The organism is Streptomyces sp. DG1A-41 (assembly GCF_037055355.1).
GTDB lineage: Bacteria > Actinomycetota > Actinomycetes > Streptomycetales > Streptomycetaceae > Streptomyces.
The window spans coordinates 2,949,960-2,970,134 of the sequence record NZ_CP146350.1 but is presented as its reverse complement, the minus strand read 5'-3'; the positions used below and the strand labels follow the sequence as shown (position 1 = coordinate 2,970,134).

The 20,175-nt window shown below is 70.5% G+C and carries 15 protein-coding genes; 11 read left to right on the top strand and 4 right to left on the bottom strand.

Annotated elements, in window-relative coordinates; translation table 11 throughout:
- Positions 1–4: 4 nt before the first annotated feature.
- On the top strand, positions 5–400 hold the full coding sequence (locus V8690_RS13830) for a nuclear transport factor 2 family protein (protein ID WP_338785344.1): 396 nt from the start codon (positions 5–7) through the stop codon (positions 398–400).
- A 174-nt stretch (positions 401–574) separates the two neighbouring features.
- Here the strand turns inward: V8690_RS13830 and rpsT are convergent, their stop codons facing one another.
- Positions 575–841, bottom strand: coding sequence for a 30S ribosomal protein S20 (rpsT, locus tag V8690_RS13825; RefSeq protein ID WP_010042013.1), 267 nt, complete (start codon positions 839–841; stop codon positions 575–577).
- 240 nt (positions 842–1,081) lie between these two features.
- Here rpsT and lepA point away from each other — a divergent pair, with 240 nt between their 5' ends.
- Both lepA and V8690_RS13815 read left to right on the top strand, forming a co-directional pair.
- Positions 1,082–2,950 (top strand): translation elongation factor 4, encoded by a 1,869-nt coding sequence (lepA, locus tag V8690_RS13820; protein ID WP_338778737.1) that lies wholly within the window; start codon positions 1,082–1,084, stop codon positions 2,948–2,950.
- A 265-nt stretch (positions 2,951–3,215) separates the two neighbouring features.
- Positions 3,216–5,090: an AMP-dependent synthetase/ligase gene (locus V8690_RS13815; protein WP_338778735.1), complete on the top strand. Its 1,875-nt coding sequence runs from the start codon at positions 3,216–3,218 to the stop codon at positions 5,088–5,090.
- Positions 5,091–5,151: 61 nt separating this feature from the next.
- On the opposite strand, the gene V8690_RS13810 is transcribed toward V8690_RS13815, so the two are convergent.
- A complete protein-coding gene (locus V8690_RS13810) occupies positions 5,152–9,267 on the bottom strand; it encodes a HAMP domain-containing protein (RefSeq protein ID WP_338778733.1) in 4,116 nt (1,371 codons plus the stop codon).
- Positions 9,268–9,369: 102 nt separating this feature from the next.
- Between V8690_RS13810 and V8690_RS13805 the strand changes: the two genes are divergently transcribed.
- A complete protein-coding gene (locus V8690_RS13805) occupies positions 9,370–11,664 on the top strand; it encodes a SpoIIE family protein phosphatase (protein ID WP_338778731.1) in 2,295 nt (764 codons plus the stop codon).
- Positions 11,665–11,691: 27 nt separating this feature from the next.
- On the top strand, positions 11,692–12,924 hold the full coding sequence (hemW, locus tag V8690_RS13800) for a radical SAM family heme chaperone HemW (protein WP_338778729.1): 1,233 nt from the start codon (positions 11,692–11,694) through the stop codon (positions 12,922–12,924).
- Between the two features lie 105 nt (positions 12,925–13,029).
- Here the strand turns inward: hemW and V8690_RS13795 are convergent, their stop codons facing one another.
- A complete protein-coding gene (locus V8690_RS13795) occupies positions 13,030–13,836 on the bottom strand; it encodes a DUF3097 domain-containing protein (protein WP_338778727.1) in 807 nt (268 codons plus the stop codon).
- A 31-nt stretch (positions 13,837–13,867) separates the two neighbouring features.
- The gene (locus V8690_RS13790) at positions 13,868–14,599 is read right to left on the bottom strand and encodes an MBL fold metallo-hydrolase (RefSeq protein ID WP_338778725.1); all 732 of its coding nucleotides are present in this window, start codon (positions 14,597–14,599) and stop codon (positions 13,868–13,870) included.
- Positions 14,600–14,770: 171 nt separating this feature from the next.
- Here V8690_RS13790 and hrcA point away from each other — a divergent pair, with 171 nt between their 5' ends.
- The 6 genes from hrcA (at position 14,771) to V8690_RS13760 (ending at position 20,132) form a co-directional block, all read left to right on the top strand.
- A complete protein-coding gene (hrcA, locus tag V8690_RS13785) occupies positions 14,771–15,787 on the top strand; it encodes a heat-inducible transcriptional repressor HrcA (RefSeq protein ID WP_338778723.1) in 1,017 nt (338 codons plus the stop codon).
- Positions 15,787–16,923, top strand: a complete 1,137-nt coding sequence (gene dnaJ, locus V8690_RS13780) for a molecular chaperone DnaJ (RefSeq protein ID WP_338778721.1) — start codon at positions 15,787–15,789, stop codon at positions 16,921–16,923. Before hrcA ends, dnaJ begins: the two co-directional genes overlap by 1 nt.
- Before the next feature lie 213 nt (positions 16,924–17,136).
- Positions 17,137–18,213: a nitronate monooxygenase gene (locus V8690_RS13775; protein ID WP_338778719.1), complete on the top strand. Its 1,077-nt coding sequence runs from the start codon at positions 17,137–17,139 to the stop codon at positions 18,211–18,213.
- Positions 18,210–18,950 carry a 16S rRNA (uracil(1498)-N(3))-methyltransferase gene (locus V8690_RS13770; protein ID WP_338778717.1) on the top strand — a complete coding sequence of 247 codons (741 nt, stop codon included), beginning with the start codon at positions 18,210–18,212 and terminating at the stop codon, positions 18,948–18,950. Before V8690_RS13775 ends, V8690_RS13770 begins: the two co-directional genes overlap by 4 nt.
- 17 nt (positions 18,951–18,967) lie before the next feature.
- Entirely contained in the window at positions 18,968–19,360 is a 393-nt protein-coding gene (locus tag V8690_RS13765; protein WP_338778716.1) for a VOC family protein, read from the top strand.
- Positions 19,361–19,574: 214 nt separating this feature from the next.
- Positions 19,575–20,132, top strand: a complete 558-nt coding sequence (locus V8690_RS13760; protein WP_338778715.1) for a hypothetical protein — start codon at positions 19,575–19,577, stop codon at positions 20,130–20,132.
- Positions 20,133–20,175: the final 43 nt, after the last annotated feature.

Sequence of the window (20,175 nt, the reverse complement as noted above, 5' to 3'; positions counted from 1 at the left end):
GGACATGGCTGAACACCCGCACGCGGCGCTGGTCCGCAAGGGATTCGAGGCCTTTTCGCGCGGTGACATGGACACCTTGCGCGGGCTGATAGCCGCGGACGCCACGCACCACGTACCCGGAGATCACCCGTTGTCGGGCGACTTCAAAGGGGTGAACGCAATCATCGAGATGTACGAACGGCTCGGCGCGGAGACCAACGGGACGGCACGTGCCGAACTGATCGGCACCGCTGTCGACGGCCGCGGCCACGCGGTCGGCATGACCCGCTTCACGGCCGAGCGCAACGGCAAGCGCCTCGACGACACCGGCTGCATCATCTTCCGGATCGTCGGCGACAAGGTCACCGACCTCGACGAGTGTGTCGAGGACATCGACAAGAACAATGAATTCTGGTCCTGAAGCGCCGAAGGCCGGGTGCCTTCCCATGGGGAACAGGAGGGCACCCGGCCTTCGGTTCAAGCTGTTGGATCCGCGCCCGCGTGGCGAACGCAGGCCGCGCGCGGACCCGAGGGGTGCCGGACGGGAGCGGATGAGAGAGGGCCCGCTCGATTCCCTCCGGCGTCACATCAGACGTCAGCCCTTGAGCGCGGCGACCTTCTGAGCCAGCGCCGACTTCTTGTTGGCAGCCTGGTTCTTGTGGATGACGCCCTTCGAGACGGCCTTGTCGAGCTGACGCGCCGCAGCGCGCTGGTACTCGGTGGCCTTCTCGACGTCACCCGCGGCAGCAGCCTCACGGGCCTTGCGGATCGCGGTCTTGAGGGAGGACTTGACGGCCTTGTTGCGCAGCCGCGCCTTCTCGTTGGTCTTGATCCGCTTGATCTGGGACTTGATGTTCGCCACGAATGAGCCTTCTCAGGTTCTGGCACGGGGCCGCACGGGTACCGCACGGTCCTGCACCGGGTGATTTCTTGAAGGGGTGCCTCCTGCGAGAGGGCATGAGGCACAGCCCCCCACGGTACCAGCGGGCTCATTCATGGCCCAAACCCGTCCATGGTCCCCACCCGTGGGACCATGGAGGCTACGTATCGATCCGACCCGAGACCGCAGACACTGCGGACGCCTCAAGAATCAGGACCCTGCGTGCCCGCGATCCCCAGCCACGTGCCCGAGCCGAGCCGTACCGACCCGGCTCTGATCCGCAACTTCTGCATCATCGCGCACATCGACCACGGCAAGTCCACGCTCGCCGACCGGATGCTCCAGCTGACCGGAGTGGTCGAGCAGCGGCAGATGCGTGCTCAGTACCTCGACCGCATGGACATCGAGCGTGAGCGCGGCATCACGATCAAGTCCCAGGCGGTGCGACTCCCGTGGGCTCCGTCCCACGACAAGAGCAACACGCACATCCTGAACATGATCGACACCCCGGGGCACGTCGACTTCACCTACGAGGTCTCGCGATCGCTCGCCGCCTGCGAGGGCACCATCCTCCTGGTCGACGCCGCCCAGGGCATCGAGGCGCAGACCCTCGCCAACCTCTACCTGGCGATGGAGAACGACCTCACGATCATCCCCGTGCTGAACAAGATCGACCTGCCGGCCGCGCAGCCCGAGAAGTTCGCCGAGGAGCTCGCCCACCTCATCGGGTGCGAGCCCGACGAGGTACTCAAGGTCTCCGCCAAGACCGGGCTCGGTGTCGAGGCGCTGCTGGACAAGGTCGTCGACCAGGTCCCGGCCCCGGTCGGAGTGAAGGACGCCCCCGCGCGTGCCATGATCTTCGACTCCGTCTACGACTCCTACCGGGGTGTGGTGACGTACGTCCGTGTCATCGACGGGCAGCTCAACAAGCGCGAGCGCATCAAGATGATGTCCACGGGCGCCACACACGAGCTGCTGGAGATCGGCACCAACTCGCCGGAGATGCTGTCGGCCGACGGTCTCGGCGTCGGCGAGGTGGGCTATCTCATCACCGGCGTGAAGGACGTCCGCCAGTCCAAGGTCGGTGACACCGTCACCAGCCAGCACAAGGGGGCCCAGGAGGCGCTCGGCGGGTACAAGGACCCCAAGCCGATGGTGTTCTCCGGCCTCTACCCCCTTGACGGCTCGGACTACCCGGAGCTGCGCGAGGCCCTCGACAAGCTCCAGCTCAACGACGCCGCGCTGGTCTACGAGCCGGAGACCTCCGCCGCCCTCGGCTTCGGCTTCCGCGTCGGTTTCCTCGGCCTGCTGCACCTGGACGTGATCCGGGAGCGGCTGGAACGCGAGTTCGGGCTCGACCTGATCGCGACCGCCCCGAACGTGGTCTACCGCGTCCTCATGGAGGACGGCAGCGAGCACACGGTCACCAACCCGAGCGAGTTCCCCGAGGGCAAGATCTCGGAGGTCTACGAGCCGGTCGTGCGGGCCACCATCCTGGCGCCCAGCGAGTTCACCGGCTCGATCATGGAGCTGTGCCAGACCCGGCGCGGTTCCCTGCTCGGCATGGACTACCTCTCCGAGGAGCGGGTCGAGATCCGCTACACCCTCCCGCTCGCCGAGATCGTCTTCGACTTCTTCGACCAGCTGAAGTCCAAGACCCGCGGCTACGCCTCACTCGACTACGAACCCACCGGCGAGCAGACCTCCAGCCTGGTCAAGGTCGACATCCTGCTGCACGGCGACAAGGTCGACGCCTTCTCGGCGATCACCCACAAGGACCAGGCGTACGCCTATGGCGTGCGGCTCGTCGCGAAGCTCAAGGAACTCATCCCGCGGCAGGCCTTCGAGGTGCCGGTCCAGGCGGCCATCGGCTCCCGGGTCATCGCCCGCGAGACCATCCGCGCCATCCGCAAGGACGTCCTCGCCAAGTGCTACGGCGGTGACATCTCACGTAAGCGGAAGCTGCTGGAGAAGCAGAAGGAGGGCAAGAAGCGGATGAAGATGGTGGGTTCCGTGGAAGTTCCCCAGGAGGCGTTCATCGCCGTCCTGTCGAGCGATGACAGCGCGGGGTCGGGCAAGGCCAAGAAGTAATCACGGTTTACCGCGGGTTACACCGTAAACCGGGTAGAACAGGGGCACGTCGTGCGAAAGTGCGGCGGGCCCCTGTGCGTATGCGGGGTAGCTCTCTGTAGGAAGTGACAGGCCGCGGACCCTTACGCAGCGGCCGGTCGACCTTTACTCTGATCCCTGCTCGATAGTTACTCGTGAGTTAAACAACAGCTCGCGAACAGCAGCTCGTGAGCGAAAACCAGCCGCACCTGAGCCAGCCGCGCTGTCGCGGGCCCCGGAGGATGTCGTGAGCGACACACAGACACTGATCGAGAACCGTCCGCCGTCCGTGGCGGGCCTCTTCCTGGAGCGAGTGGCGGCCACGCCGGACGCCGAGGCCTACCGCTATCCGGTGCCCGCGTCCTCCGGGCAGGGGCCGGACGAGTGGAAGTCGCTGAGCTGGGCGCAGGCCGCCGAGCGGGTCTACGCCATCGCGGCCGGGCTGATCGAGCTGGGCGTGCAGCCCGAGCAGCGCGTCGCCCTCGCATCCAGCACCCGCATCGAGTGGATCCTCGCCGACCTCGGCATCATGTGCGCCGGCGCCGCCACGACCACGGTCTACCCGCAGACCAACGCCGAGGAGTCGGCGTACATCCTGTCGGACTCCGAGAGCCGGGTGCTCATCGCGGAAAACGTCGAGCAGCTGGCCAAGGCCAAGGAGAAGCGCGCCGAGCTGACCGACCTGACCCACGTCGTGGTCATCGACCCGGCCGGGGTCGAGACCGCCGACTGGATCCTCACCCTCGACGAGCTGGAGAAGCGCGGCGCGGCCCGGCTGGAGAAGGACCCCGATCTGATCAAGGAGCGGGTCGGCGCCCTCACCAAGGACCAGCTGGCCACCCTCATCTACACCTCCGGCACCACCGGCCGCCCCAAGGGTGTGCGCCTCCCGCACGACAACTGGTCCTACATGGCGAAGGCGATCGCCGCGACCGGGCTGGTCAGCAGCGAGGACGTGCAGTACCTGTGGCTGCCCCTCGCGCACGTCTTCGGCAAGGTGCTCACCTCCGGCCAGATCGAGGTCGGGCACGTCACCGCCGTGGACGGCCGCGTCGACAAGATCATCGAGAACCTGCCGGTGGTGCGGCCGACGTACATGGCGGCCGTGCCGCGCATCTTCGAGAAGGTCTACAACGGTGTCGCCGCGAAGGCCCGCGCCGGCGGCGGCGCCAAGTACAAGATCTTCCAGTGGGCCGCCGAGGTCGCCCGCGAGTACGCCAAGGTCGCCCAGGACAACTTCCGGCGTACCGGGACCGCGTCCGTGCCGTTCGGGCTGGGCGCGAAGCACAAGGTCGCGGACGCGCTGGTGTACGCCAAGATCCGGGAGGCCTTCGGCGGGAACCTGCGGGCGTGCGTCTCGGGTTCGGCGGCGCTGGCACCCGAGATCGGGTACTTCTTCTCCGGCGCCGGCATCCACATCCTGGAGGGCTACGGCCTGACCGAGTCCTCGGCGGCGTCGTTCGTGAACCCGGGCGAGGCCTACCGCACCGGTACGGTCGGCAAGCCGCTGCCCGGCACGGAGGTGCGGATCGCCGACGACGGGGAGATCCTGCTGCGCGGCCCGGGCATCATGGAGGGCTACCACAAGCTGCCCGAGAAGACCGCCGAGGTGCTGGAGCCGGACGGCTGGTTCCACACCGGGGACATCGGGGAGCTGTCGCCCGACGGGTACCTGCGGATCACCGACCGCAAGAAGGACCTCATCAAGACGTCGGGCGGCAAGTACATCGCGCCGGCCGAGGTCGAGGGGCAGTTCAAGGCGGTGTGCCCGTACGTGTCCAACATCCTCGTGCACGGGGCCGACCGGAACTTCTGTACGGCGCTCATCGCGCTCGACGAGGTCGCGATCACCCAGTGGGCGAAGGAGAAAGGGCTGGAGGGGAAGCCGTACGCGGAGATCGTTTCCTCGCCGGTCACGGTGGAGATGGTCGACGGGTATGTGAAGCAGCTCAACGAGGGGCTTCAGCGGTGGCAGACGATCAAGAAGTTCCGGTTGCTGCCGCGGGATCTCGATGTCGAGCATGGTGAGATCACGCCGAGTCTGAAGCTGAAGCGGCCTGTTGTGGAGCGCGAGTACAAGCATCTGATCGAGGAGATGTACGAGGGCTCTCGCGAGGCGTAAGGGGGCGGCGCGGGGTTCGCCGGCGGCTGCGGGTCTGTCGTCGCGCAGTTCCCCGCGCCCCTTAGGTACCTTCCGCGCCCTCCGGATCCAGCAGTTCGCACACCACCGTCAGCAGCCGGTCGATGTCCACCGGCTTGGGCACGTAGTCGTTGGCGCCGCGGACGATGGACTTCTCGCGGTCGCCGGGCATCGCCTTCGCGGTCAGGGCGACGATGGGCAGGTCCGCCCAGCGTGGGGTGCGGCGGATGGCGGCGATGGTCTCGTAGCCGTCCATCTCCGGCATCATGATGTCCATCAGGACCAGTTCGACGTCCGGGCTGCGCTCCAGCGTCTCGATGCCCTCGCGGCCGTTCTCCGCGTACAGCACGGTCATGCCGACGCGGCCGAGGACATGGGTGAGCGCGAAGACGTTGCGGATGTCGTCGTCGACGATCAGCACCCGCCGCCCGGCCAGGATCCGGCCCGGCCTGCCGGTCGTCCACGTCTCCAGTTTGGTCGGCGAGGGCCAGGCGTCGTCCGTGTCGTAGACGGCCGGGAACGGTCCGGCGGTGGCCGGCTGGAAGGGCAGGGACAGTTCGGGGTGGTCCTCGGGGGCCGGTCCCGGCGCCGTGTGACCGGGGCTCACGACCGGCACGTACAGGGTGAACGTGGAGCCCTTGCCGGGTTCGCTCTCGGCGACGATCCGGCCGCCGAGCAAGCCCGCGATCTCCCGGCTGATGGACAGGCCGAGCCCGGTGCCGCCGTACTTGCGGTTGGTGGTGCCGTCGGCCTGCTGGAACGCCTCGAAGATCACCGGGAGTTTCTCCGGCGCGATCCCGATGCCCGTGTCGGACACGGCGAAGGCGATGACGTCGTCGGTGTCCCGGACTCCCCCGCTCTCGGCTTCGCTCGAGCGGGGGGACCCCCCTCGGTGCTCGGCGTCCTGCACGCGGTCGACCCGCAGCTCGACCTTGCCGGTTGCGGTGAACTTGATCGCGTTGGACAGGAGGTTGCGCAGGATCTGCTGGAGGCGCTGCTCGTCCGAGTACATCTCGCGCGGTACGTCCTCGCCGACCGCCAGCTCGAAGGCGAGTCCCCGGTCGATGGTGAGGGGCCGGAAGGTGGCGTGGACGTAGTCGAGCAGCTTGATCAACGGCAGTCGTTTCGGGCGTACGTCCATCCGGCCCGCCTCGATCTTCGACAGGTCCAGGATGTCGTTGATCAGCTGCAGCAGGTCCGAGCCCGAGCGGTGGATCGTCGTCGCGAACTGCACCTCCTGGTCCGAGAGATGACCGTCGGGGTTGTCGGAGAGCAGCCGGGCCAGGATCAGCAGGGAGTTCAGCGGAGTGCGCAGCTCGTGCGACATGTTCGCCAGGAACTCCGACTTGTACTGGGAGGACGTGGCCAGCAGGGCGGCCTTTTCCTCCAGTTCGGCATTGGAGCGCTGCAGCTCGGCCTGTTGTTTCTGCAGTTCGTCCGAGCGCTCCTGGAGCTGCATGGCCAGGCGCTGGGACTCGCCCAGCAGGGACTCCGTGCGGGAGTTGGCGATGATCGTGTTGATGGCGACGCCGATGGTGTTGACGAACTGGTCGAAGAAGGCCAGGTGCACGTCGGAGAAGCGGGAGAAGGAGGCGAGTTCGATGACGCCGAGGAGCTTGTCCTCGAAGAGGATCGGGATGATGACGATCGTCGTGGGAGCCGCCTCGCCGAGGCCGCTGTTGATCTTGATGTAGTCGGGCGGGGCGCCCTCGACCAGGATCCGCTTCTTCTCCCGGGCCGCCTGCGCCACCAGGCCGTGCACCGGGAGGGCGCCGGTCTCGACGGTCGCGTCCTGGGCGGCGCCGTAGCCCGCGATGAATGCCAGGCCCTTGGTGGGGACCGTTGCGCCGTCCTGCTCCGGGTCGGCCAGGTAGAACGCGCCGTACTGGGCGTTCACCAGCGGGGTCAGCTCGCGGAGGATCAGGTCGGCGACCTCCATCAGGTCGCGGTGGCCCTGCATCAGGGCGGCGAGCCGGGCCAGGTTGGACTCCAGCCAGTCCTTCGCGCGGGTCGTCTCGCGCAGGTTGGCCACCATCAGGTTGATGTTGTCCTTCAGCTCGGCGACCTCGCCGCGGGTCTCGACCGTGATCGAGCGGGACATGTCGCCCTGGGCCACGGCGGAGGCGACCTCGGCGATCGCGCGGACCTGGGTGGTGAGGTTCGAGGCCAGCTCGTTGACGTTCGTCGTCAGGCGCTTCCAGGTGCCGTAGACGCCCTCGACCCGGGCCTGGCCGCCGAGTTGGCCCTCGCTGCCGACCTCGCGGGCCACGCGCGTGACCTCCGAGGAGAAGGAGGACAGCGTGTCGACCATCGTGTTGATCGTGGTCTTGAGCTCCAGGATCTCGCCGCGCGCGTCCACGTCGATCTTCCGGGACAGGTCGCCCTGCGCCACGGCCGTCGCGACCTGGGCGATGTTGCGCACCTGGGAGGTGAGGTTGTCGGCCATGGAGTTGACGTTGTCCGTCAGGTCCCGCCAGACGCCGGAGACGCCCAGTACCTGCGCCCGGCCGCCGAGCCGGCCGTCGGTGCCGACCTCGCGGGCGACGCGCGTGACCTCGTCGGCGAAGGCGCGCAGCTGCTCCACCATCGTGTTGACGGTGTCCTTGAGTTCGAGGATCTCGCCGCGGGCGTCGACCGTGATCTTCTTCGACAGGTCGCCGTTGGCGACGGCGGTGGTGACCTGGGCGATGTTGCGGACCTGGGAGGTCAGGTTCAGCGCCATGAAGTTGACGTTGTCGGTGAGGTCCTTCCAGACGCCGGAGACGCCCCGGACCTGGGCCTGCCCGCCGAGGTTGCCCTCGGTGCCGACCTCGCGGGCGACCCTGGTCACTTCGTCGGCGAAGGCCGAGAGCTGGTCGACCATCGTGTTGATCGTCGACTTGAGCTCCAGGATCTCGCCCTTGGCCTCCACCGTGATCTTCTTGCCGAGGTCTCCCTGGGCGACGGCGGTGGAGACGAGCGCGATGTTGCGCACCTGGGAGGTGAGGTTGTCGGCCATGAAGTTGACGTTGTCGGTGAGGTCCTTCCAGACGCCGGAGACGCCCCGGACCTGGGCCCGGCCGCCGAGGTTGCCCTCGGTGCCGACCTCGCGGGCGACCCTGGTCACTTCGTCGGCGAAGGCCGAGAGCTGGTCGACCATCGTGTTGATCGTCGACTTGAGCTCCAGGATCTCGCCCTGCGCGTCGACCGTGATCTTCTGGGACAGGTCGCCGTTGGCCACGGCCGTCGTCACCTGGGCGATGTTGCGGACCTGGGAGGTCAGGTTCGACGCCATGAAGTTGACGTTGTCGGTGAGGTCCTTCCAGACGCCGGAGACACCTCGGACCTGGGCCCGGCCGCCCAACTGCCCCTCGGTGCCGACCTCGCGGGCGACCCTCGTGACTTCGTCGGCGAAGGCGGAGAGCTGGTCGACCATCGTGTTCACGGTCAGCTTCAGTTCCAGCAGCTCGCCGGTCGCCTCCACCGTGACCGTGCGGGTCAGGTCGCCGCGTGCCACCGCCGTCGTGACCGCTGCGATGTCCCGCACCTGGGCCGTCAGCCGGGACGCCATCGTGTTGACGGCCTCGGTCACGTCCCGCCAACTGCCCGAAAGGCCCTGCACCTGGGCCCGGCCGCCGAGCCGCCCCTCGGTGCCGACCTCGCGGGCGACCCGCGTCACCTCGCCGGTGAACAGGGAGAGCTGGTCCACCATCTTGTTCACGGCCCGGCCGAGGCGCCGCAGGTCGCCGCGTAACTCCCGCGTGCCGTCGTGCAGATCGACCCGCTGGGTCAGATCGCCGCCGGCCACCGCGTCCAGCACGCGCGTGGCGTTCGCCGCCGGGGCGACCAGGGCGTCGAGCAGCTGGTTCACGTCGTTGACGCGGGACGTCCACAGGCCCTGTCCGGGACTGGCCGAGAGCCGCTCGTCGAGCCGGCCGTGCCGCACCAGCTCCCGTCTCACCCGCCGCACCTCGGTGGTGAAGTGGACGCTGCGGTCCATGACCTGGTTGAAGACCGCGGTGAGTTCGGCCACCATCCCGTGGCCGGTTTCCGGCACCTTGGTGAAGTCGCCGTCGCGTGCGGCTGTCATGGCTGCGAGCAGGGGACGCAGATCGGATGCACGAATCTGACCGTCTTCGTACCCGTCTTTGACCACAAAAGTAGCACTGTTCTCACTCATGGCGGCCCACTTCGGTAACTCGGCGCTTATGGGCGTGGCCAGTCTGTCACCCTGTCGGCATCGACTGTGGCGTATTCGTACGAACTGCCCGGGGAGCTGTCCATGGGGGCCATTCCGACGCAACGGGAGACCGCTTCCCGTGCCTCAGAGGCGCCTGCCCACGCTTCGGAGATGCCTGTGCCCGTGCACGAGGGGGCCGTCTCCGAGGAGTGCGCACTGACTTGCGCGGCGCCGGTGCTCGCTTCCGAGGCGCCTGCGGGCACTTCGGAGGCGCCTGTGACCGCGGTCGGTTCCGAGGCGCCAGGGGGTGCCTCAGAGGCGACCGGGGTCGCTTCGGAGGCGCCCGCGAAGGAGCGCGCGCGGGCGTACGCGACCCTGTCCGGCAGCTCCCTCGCGCCGGGCGCCGCCCGCGCCGTGGTGCGCGCGGCGCTCGCCGAGTGGACCGGGCTCGGCCTGCCCGGGGCCGAGCACCTCACCGACCGTCTCGCCGACGAGGCCCTGCTCGTCGTCAGCGAACTCGTCACCAACGCCGTCGTGCACGCCGGCACCGACGTCGAGTTGGAGTGCAGGCTGGAAGGCGACGGCACGGACACCGCCGCGCTCCTCGTCGAGGTCTCCGACCACCACCCCTCACGCGCCCCGCGCGGCGGCGAGCCGGAAACGCCGCACGACACCCCGGAGTACGGGCGCGGCCTGCGGCTCGTCGGCGCGCTCTGCGAGGCCTGGGGCATCACGTACCGCACGGGCCGGAAGACCGTATGGGCGCGGTTGCCCGCCCAGGGTTGTGCGGCGACCGAGCAGATCGAGGCGTACGCGGGGGAGTACGCGCTGGCGCGCGGGTTGCGGGTGGCCGAGATCCTGGCGCCAAAGCCGCCCCCTGGGCAGGACGACCGGGAGGGCGACCGAGGCCGACGGCGTTCCCGACGCGGCGGGAACGAGCCACCGGGTGGGCATCCCCTGCGGGACGCGGGCGACGCACGGGAAGCGCGTGAACCTGGCGGCTCCCACGACCTGCGCGACTGGCACGACCTGCGGGACTGGCGGGACCGGTACGAGGACTGCGACGGCCGCGACGGACGCGGGGGCTCCTGGCTGGGCCGCGGTGCCCTCTCCTTCCTCGCAGAGGCCTCCGACCTCCTCGCCGGACAGCTCGACGAGGACCTGGTCGCCGCCCTCGCCGGGCAGCTGATCGTGCCCCGGCTGGCCGACTGGTGCGCGGTGTGGCTGGAGGACGAGGCCACCGGCGGCGGCTGGGGCGGCGGGGCCTCAGCGGGCGGGCCCCGGCTGGCCCGGGTCTGGCACGGCAGCGAGAACCGCATCGAGGAACTGCGCCGGGCCCTGGAGAGGGACGCACCGCACCCGTCCGATCCCTTGCAGTCCGGGCCGGTCGACTACCCCTGGCCCGGTGAGGCGCTCGGCGACGCCCCCGGCGATCCGGGCTCGGCCCTCGCGTACCGGCTCGTCGCCGGCGGACGCCCGCTGGGCACCCTCGTCATCGGACGGTCCGGGGCCGCCGGCTTCCCCGACGAGATCACCGGCCTCGTCGAGGACCTCAGCCGCCGGGTCGCGCTCGCCATCGGCGCCGCCCGCCAGTACGCCCGCCAGGCCACCATCAGCGCCGTGCTCCAGCGCGGACTGCTGCCCGGCGCCGTGGCCGAGATCCCCGGGGTGCGCAGCGCCCTCGTCTACGAGCCGTGCGACAAGGGCGGGCCCAGCGGCGACTTCTACGACCTGTTCCCGGCCGGTGACGGCCGCTGGTGCTTCGCCGTCGGCGACGTCCAGGGCAAGGGGCCGGAAGCCGCCGTCGTGATCGGCCTGGCCCGGCCCTGGCTGCGGCTGCTGGCCCGCGAGGGCTACCGGGTCGCCGATGTCCTCGACCGTCTCAACCAGCTCCTGCTCGACGACGCCACGGAGGCCGCGGACGCGGCGGCCCGCGCGCTGGTGGCCGCCGGCGCCCGCCCGACCCCGCCCGGCGACGGCCCCCAGACGCGCTTCCTGTCCCTGTTGTACGGCGAGCTGGTCCCCTTCGACGGCGGCGTCCGCTGCACCGTCGCCTCCGCCGGGCACCCGCTGCCCCTTGTGCTCGGGACAGGCGGCGAGGTCCACACGGCCGCGCAGCCCCAGACCCTCCTGGGCGTCATCGAGGACGCCACGTACTCCAGCGAAACCTTCGAGCTGCGGTCCGGCGACACGCTGCTGTGCGTCACCGACGGTGTGACCGAGCGCCGCTCCGGCTCCCGCCAGTTCGACGACGGGGACGGGCTCGCGGCGGCGCTGGCCGGGTGCGCGGGGCTGGACGCGGAGCTGATAGCCGAGCGGATCAGGCGGCTGGTGCACGAGTTCGGGGCGCGGCCCCCGGCCGACGATCTGGCGCTGCTGGTGCTCCAGGCAGAGTGACCGCGCGGGTGCTGGACAATGGAACGTATGCCTTCCGCACTCCCCGACGGCGAGCCCGTCCCCGACGACGGCGCGCTTCCCGTGTCCGCGCTCGCCGGGGCCGCCGACCGCCCGCTCGGGTTCTACCTGCACGTTCCGTACTGCGCGACCCGCTGCGGCTACTGCGATTTCAACACCTACACGGCGACCGAGCTGCGTGGCACCGGTGGTGTGCTGGCCTCGCGCGACAACTACGCCGAGACGCTCGCCGACGAGATCCGGCTGGCGCGGAAGGTGCTGGGGGACGATCAGCGGCCCGTTCGTACGGTGTTCGTGGGCGGGGGTACGCCGACGCTGCTCGATGCCGGTGACCTGGTGCGGATGCTTGCGGCCGTCCGCGACGAGTTCGGGCTCGCGGAGGACGCCGAGGTCACCACGGAGGCGAATCCGGAGTCGGTGGATCCGGCGTATCTGGCGGCCCTGCGTGAGGGGGGCTTCAACCGGATCTCGTTCGGCATGCAGAGTGCACGGCGACATGTGCTGAAAGTGCTGGACCGCACGCACACGCCGGGGCGGCCCGAGGCGTGTGTCGCGGAGGCCCGGGCGGCCGGGTTCGAGCATGTGAATCTCGACCTGATCTACGGCACGCCGGGGGAGTCCGACGACGACTGGCGGGCGTCGCTGGACGCGGTGCTGGGGGCCGGGCCGGATCATGTCAGCGCGTACGCCCTGATCGTCGAGGAGGGGACGCAGCTGGCTCGTCGGATCCGTCGGGGTGAGGTGCCGATGACCGACGACGACGTGCATGCCGACCGGTATCTGATCGCGGACGAGGTGCTCTCGGGCGCGGGCTTCGAGTGGTACGAGGTGTCGAACTGGGCGACCTCGGCGGCGGGGCGGTGTCTGCACAACGAGCTGTACTGGCGGGGGGCCGACTGGTGGGGGGCCGGGCCCGGGGCGCACAGTCATGTGGGCGGGGTGCGGTGGTGGAACGTGAAGCATCCCGGGGCGTATGCGGGGGCGCTGGCGGCGGGGCGGTCGCCGGGCGCCGGGCGTGAGGTTCTGTCGGACGAGGACCGGCGGGTCGAGCGGATTCTGCTGGAGTTGCGGCTGCGCGACGGTGTGCCGTTGTCGCTGCTCCGTGAGGAGGGGCTGACTGCGTCGCGCCGGGCGCTGTCCGACGGGCTTTTGGAGGAAGAGCCGTACGAGTCGGGGCGGGCTGTGCTCACTCTGCGGGGGCGGTTGCTGGCGGATGGCGTGGTGCGCGATCTCGTGGACTGAGGTGCTCGGCGTCGGTGCTGGGGCCGGGGCGTGGCGGCAGCCCGGCGGAGCGGGGTGCCGCTTCGTCGGGACGGGCGCCGCCCCAAGCGGCACGACTGCCCGCGGCTAAGGTGCCGTCACGAAGTCGATCAGTTCCTCCACCCGGCCCAGCAGTTCCGGCTCCAGGTCCTTGTACGAGCGCACCCCCGACAGGATCCGCTGCCAGGCCGCCCCCGTGTTCTCCGGCCAGCCCAGGGCCCTGCACACCCCCGTCTTCCAGTCCTGGCCGCGCGGGACCCGGGGCCACGCCTCGATGCCCAGGGACGACGGTTTCACCGCCTCCCAGATGTCGATGTAGGGGTGGCCGACGACCAGGGCGTGGTCGCTCGTCACCGACTGCGCGATGCGCCACTCCTTCGAGCCCGGCACGAGGTGGTCCACCAGAACGCCCAGCCGCGCGTCCGGGCCGGGGGCGAAGTCGGCGACGATCGACGGCAGGTCGTCCACGCCCTCCAGGTACTCCACGACCACGCCCTCGATGCGCAGGTCGTCGCCCCAGACCTTCTCGACCAGCTCGGCATCGTGCCGGCCCTCGACGTAGATGCGGCCGGCGCGGGCCACTCGTGCGCGGGCGCCGGGGACGGCCACCGAACCGGAGGCCGTGCGGGTGGGACGCGCGGGGCCGCCCGGCGCGGGGCGGACCAGCGTCACCGCCTTGCCTTCCAACAGGAAGCCGCGGGGCTCCATCGGGAACACCCGGTGCCTGCCGAAGCGGTCCTCCAGTGTCACCGTGCCCGCCTCGCAGCGGATCACCGCACCGCAGAAGCCGGTCCCGGCCTCCTCGACGACCAGACCCGGCTCCGCCGGAACCTCGGGCACCGGCTGCTGCGGCTTCTTCCACGGCGGGGTCAGTCTCGGTGAGTACTGGCGCATTCGAATGACGATAGGAGAAGCCGGGGGGTGGTCACGGAGACACGCCGAAACGCGCCGCCAGCGTGTCCCGCTGGGCGCGGACGAACGCCGCGTCCACCACCGCTCCGTGACCGGGCACGTACAGCGCGTCCTCACCGCCCAGGTCGAGCAGCCGGTCCAGGGCGGCCGGCCAGTGCGACGGCACGGCGTCGGGGCCCGCCTGCGGCTCGCCGGACTCCTCGACCAGGTCGCCGCAGAACACCACCTCCGGATCACCCGGCACCAGCATGGCCAGGTCGTGCGCGGTGTGGCCGGGGCCCACGTTCGCCAGCAGCACCTGGCGCCCGCCGCCCAGGTCGAGGGTCCACTCGCCGGACACCAGGTGGCGGGGCGGGACCAGCCGGTCCGCCGACTCCTGCGCGATGGTCTCAGCCAGGCCGTTGCGTACCGCGTCCGCGCGCAGCTCCTCGCGGTCCCGGGCACGGGTGAGCACCGCGTCCATGCCCACCGCGCCGAACACCTCCGCGTCCGTGAACGCCGCCACCCCGAAGACATGGTCGAAGTGGGGATGGGTCAGCGCGAGATGCGTCACACGGTGACCGGTGAGCGACTGCGCCTGCTCGCGCAACCGCGCGCCCTCGGCCGGGCTCGAACCCGCGTCGATCATGAGGACCGCACCCTCACCGGCGACCAGCCCCGCCGTGCAGTCCCACACCGGCAGCCGGCACCGCCCCACCCCGGCGGCCACCCGCTCCCACCCGAGCTCTTCCCAAGTCACCGTCATACGGCGACGCTAGCGGTGACCCCGGCCCGGGGCACGACAGCACGTGACCAGCCTTGCCGGGGGTGTACCCCACCGCCGTACACTGGGCGGGGAATGCTGGCACTCGCACGCGCAGAGTGCCAGGCTCGACAGGCAGGACACCAGGCGGACGACTTCTGGAGGTGTGCGCGAATGCTCAGTGAACGCAGGCTTCAGGTGCTGCGCGCCATCGTCCAGGACTACGTCGGCACCGAGGAGCCGGTGGGCTCCAAGGCCCTCACCGAGCGGCACAGCCTCGGCGTCTCCCCGGCCACCGTCCGCAACGACATGGCGGCCCTCGAGGACGAGGGATACATCGCCCAGCCGCACACCAGCGCCGGGCGCATCCCCACCGACAAGGGCTACCGGCTGTTCGTGGACAAGCTGGCGGGCGTCAAGCCGATGACCGCGCCCGAGCGGCGCGCGATCCAGAACTTCCTCGAGGGCGCCGTCGACCTCGACGACGTCGTGGCGCGTACGGTACGGCTGCTCGCGCAGCTCACGCGGCAGGTCGCCGTCGTGCAGTACCCGTCGCTGACCCGCTCGACCGTGCGGCATGTGGAGTTGCTCTCCCTCGCGCCGGCGCGCGTGATGCTCGTGCTGATCACGGACACCGGACGGGTCGAGCAGCGCGTGGTCGACTGCCCGGCGCCCTTCGGCGAGGCCTCGCTCGCGGATCTGCGCGCGCGACTCAACAGCCGTGTCGCGAACCGCCGTTTCACGGATGTGCCCAGTCTGGTGGAGGATCTGCCGGAGGCGTTCGAGCACGAGGACCGGGGTACGGTCTCCACGGTGCTCTCCACACTTCTGGAGACGCTCGTCGAGGAGAACGAGGAGCGGCTGATGATCGGCGGCACCGCCAACCTGACCCGCTTCGGGCACGACTTTCCCCTCACGATCCGGCCGGTGCTGGAGGCGCTTGAGGAGCAGGTGGTGCTCCTCAAGCTGCTCGGCGAGGCGAAGGATCCGGGCGTGACCGTACGTATCGGTCATGAGAACGCCCACGAAGGACTCAACTCCACGTCCGTCGTGTCGGTCGGCTACGGTTCGGGCGGCGAGGCTGTCGCCAAGCTCGGCGTGGTCGGACCGACCCGCATGGACTACCCGGGAACGATGGGAGCGGTACGCGCAGTGGCACGGTACGTCGGACAGATCCTGGCGGAGTCGTAGTGGCCACGGACTACTACGCCGTACTCGGCGTGCGCCGCGACGCGTCGCAGGAAGAGATCAAGAAGGCCTTCCGGCGGCTCGCGCGCGAGCTGCACCCGGACGTCAACCCCGATCCGAAGACCCAGGAGCGGTTCAAGGAGATCAACGCCGCCTACGAGGTGCTGTCGGACCCGCAGAAGAAGCAGGTCTACGACCTCGGCGGCGACCCGCTCTCGCAGGCCGGAGGCGGCGGCGCGGGCGGCTTCGGGGCCGGCGGCTTCGGGAACTTCTCCGACATCATGGACGCGTTCTTCGGCACGGCGTCGCAGCGCGGTCCGCGCTCGCGCACCCGCCGCGGCCAGGACGCCATGATCCGCATCGAGATCGAGCTCGACGAGGCGGCCTTCGGCACGACGAAGGACATCCAGGTCGACACGGCCGTCGTCTGCAACACCTGCAACGGTGAGGGCGCGGCGCCGGGGACCTCGGCCCAGACGTGTGACATGTGCCGCGGCCGTGGTGAGGTGTCGCAGGTCACGCGGTCCTTCCTCGGTCAGGTCATGACCTCGCGGCCCTGCCCGCAGTGCCAGGGCTTCGGCACGGTCGTACCGACCCCCTGCCCGGAGTGCGCCGGTGACGGCCGCGTCCGCTCCCGCCGCACGCTGACCGTGAAGATCCCGGCCGGTGTCGACAACGGCACGCGCATCCAGCTCGCCGGTGAGGGCGAGGTCGGCCCCGGCGGCGGCCCCGCGGGCGACCTGTACGTCGAGATCCACGAACTGCCCCACTCGCAGTTCCAGCGCCGCGGCGACGACCTGCACTGCACGGTCACGCTCCCGATGACGGCGGCCGCCCTCGGCACGAAGGTGCCCCTGGAGACGCTCGACGGCCTGGAGGAGGTCGACATCCGCCCGGGCACCCAGTCCGGCCAGTCGATCCCGCTGCAAGGCCGCGGTGTCACGCACCTGCGCGGCGGCGGACGCGGCGACCTCATCGTCCACGTCGAGGTCCAGACCCCGACCAAGCTCGACCCCGAGCAGGAGCGCCTGCTCCGCGAGCTGTCCAAGCTGCGAGGCGAGGAGCGGCCTCAGGGGCAGTTCCAGCCCGGGCAGCAGGGGTTGTTCTCGCGGTTGAAGGACGCGTTCAACGGGCGGTGACGCCGAGGGCCCGGCCGCTGCTGGGGGTCCGGGGGTCGGCTCCCGGGCAGGCACAGGCAGCCCGGGCAGCAGGGGTTGTTCTCGCGGTTGAAGGACGCGTTCAACGGGCGGTGACGCCGGCTCTCCAGGGGTCGGCAGGTGCCTGTTCCTCTGGTCTATGCCACACGGCAGGCCGGTTTCGGAGTTGTTCGGAGGACGTGACAACATGCGGTCATGTCCTCCGCGCTGACCGATCTCTTCCCGCACCCGATCGTGCAGGCCCCCATGGCGGGCGGCGTCTCCGTACCGAAGCTCGCCGCCGCCGTGTGCGAGGCGGGCGGACTCGGCTTCCTCGCCGCCGGGTACAAGACCGCCGACGGGATGTACCAGGAGATCAAGCAGCTCCGGAGCCTCACCGGCAGGCCCTTCGGAGTGAACCTCTTCATGCCGCAGCCGGAGTACGCCGATCCCGCCGCCGTCGACGTCTACGCCCACCAGCTGGCCGGCGAGGCATCCTGGTACGAGGCCGAGCTCGGTGACCCCGACAGCGGTCGCGACGACGGCTACGAGACCAAGCTCACGGTGCTGCGCGACAACCCCGTGCCGGTGGTGTCGTTCCACTTCGGCACGCCGAGCCGGGAGGTCGTCGACGCCCTGCACCGGGTCGGCACCTTCGTCCTGGTCACCGCCACCACGCCCGACGAGGCCCGGGCCGTCGAGCGGGCGGGCGCGGACGCGGTCATCGCGCAGGGCATCGAGGCCGGCGGCCACCAGGGCACGCACCGGGACATCCCCGAGACGGACGGTTCCGGCGTCGGGCTGCTGTCGCTGGTCGCCCAGATCCGGGAGGCCGTGAGCATCCCGATCATCGCCGCCGGCGGCATCATGCGCGGCGGCCAGATCGCCGCGGTCCTCGCGGCGGGCGCGAGCGCGGCCCAGCTCGGCACCGCGTTCCTCGCCACCGCCGAGTCGGGCGCGAACGCCCTGCACAAGCAGGCGCTGACCAACCCCCTGTTCGTCCGTACGGAGTTGACCCGGGCCTTCTCCGGGCGCCCGGCGCGCGGCCTGGTCAACCGCTTCCTGCGCGAGCACGGCCCGTACGCGCCCGCCGCCTATCCGGAGATCCACCACCTCACCTCGCCGCTGCGCAAGGCCGCCGCCAAGGCGGGTGACGCGCAGGGCATGGCGCTGTGGGCCGGGCAGGGGCACCGGATGGCGCGGGAGCTGCCCGCCGGGCAGCTGGTGGAGGTGCTGGCCGGTGAACTCGCCGCGGCGCGGACAGCGTTGTCGGGGGGAGGCGGAATCCGATGACAGCGCCGGTGTTCGTGGTCGAGCACTTCGACGCGGCCGGGGGCGGCCGTTATGTCCTCGACGGTCCGGAGGGACGGCACGCCGTCTCCGTGAAGCGGCTGCGGCCCGGTGAGGACGTCGTCCTCACGGACGGGGCCGGGCGCTGGGCGGACGGGGTCGTGCTCGACACCGAGGGCAAGGACCGGCTGATCGTCCGGCTGGACCCGGTGACGGAGGAGCCGCCGGAGCAGCCCCGGGTGACCGTCGTCCAGGCGCTGCCCAAGGGCGACCGCGGTGAGCTGGCCGTCGAGACGATGACCGAGGTCGGCGTCGACGCGGTCGTGCCGTGGGCGGCGGCGCGCTGCATCACGCAGTGGAAGGGCGAACGCGGGGCGAAGGCGCTGGGGAAGTGGCGGGCGACGGCCCGGGAGGCCGGTAAGCAGTCGCGCCGGGTGCGGTTCCCCGAGGTCGCGGAGGCGGCGACGACCAAGCAGGTCGCGGCGCTGCTGGCCGGTGCCGACTTCGCCGCCGTGCTGCACGAGAGCGGGGACGAGGCGCTGGCGACGGCCGAACTGCCGTCGTCCGGCGAGATCGTGCTCGTCGTCGGGCCCGAAGGGGGAGTGGCGCCGGAGGAGTTGGCGCTGTTCGCGGAAGCGGGGGCCGAGGCGTATCGCCTCGGGCGCAGTGTGCTGCGCACATCGACTGCCGGGACCGCGGCCGCGGCCGTGCTCCTGGCTCGCACCGGCCGCTGGACCTGACCCCTCTCGGAGGCACCGTGGAACTCGCACAGGTACGACTGCTCGTGACCGACTTCGCCGCCTGCTACCACTTCTACGGCGAGGTCCTCGGCCTCAAGCCGCAGTCGGGGGCGGTGAACGGGCCGTACGAGAAGTTCAGCCCCGCGGTGGGGTCCGCGGGGATCGCGTTGCAGGACCGGTCGATGATGGCCGAGGTCCTGGACGAGTTGGGTGACACGGCGAACGGCCACCGCTCCCTGGTCGTCCTGCGCGTCGACTCCCTGGGCGCGTACTGCGAGGAGATCACGATGCGCGGCGCGACGGTCCTCCACGGCCCGACCCTCCTGACCGACCGCCTGCGCGTCGCCCACCTCAAGGACCCGGAGGGCAACTTGGTGGAACTCCAGGAGTGGTTGCTGCTGCGCGGCTGACGCGCCACCGCTGCGGGCGGCCTCCCTGGCTGCGGGCAGTCGTGCCGCTGGGGCGAGGGGGGTCCCCCTGCTCGAGCGAGGCCGAGAGCTTGGGGAGGGTGGGCGCAGCGGCACCTCGTCGCGCCGAGTCGCGCAACGCCCCGGCCCTCACAACAACGCCGGGTGGCCATTTGCGCTCTACCGCACCGCCCCCGAGGGTGGCAGGCTCCCTTCCATGGGGGCACTGAGGAGGATTTGGCGGGGATCGCGCAGTCGGCGAGTGACGGTCGCGGTGACATTCGCGATGGCTGCCGTCGGCGGCGCCGTCGCGTGTGAACCCGGCGCCGGGATCAGCTCCGCGTCCGTCGCGTACACCACCGACGAGACCGTGACCAAGGAGCTCAACCGGCAGAAGGCGGGCGTGCGTTGGCTGACGTGCACCGCCTCCTACGGAGACAACGGCCAGAGCGGGACACCGTCGCCCTCGGCGAGTGAGAAGACCGTCGCCACCGTCGACTGCGAGGGCGAGACGGACGACGGAAAGGACATCACGGTCGACGGCAAGGTCACCCACGCCGTGGACGGCGCCTGCGTGCGCGGGAACATCACCGCCAAGGTGGACGGCAAGGTGTGGTTCGAGGTCGACGGGCTCGGCGACTGCAACGCCACCAGCCCGCCGCCCGTGGGCGGCGGGCCCTCCAACGGGCAGCCCGGCCCCACCGTCACCGTGACCGTCACACAGACCATCTGGTGCGATCGGTACCCCGACTGCCGGCCCGTCGAGGGCAAGTGACGTGCGCCAGAAGCGAACGGCAAGTGATCCGAAGTCTGTCCGC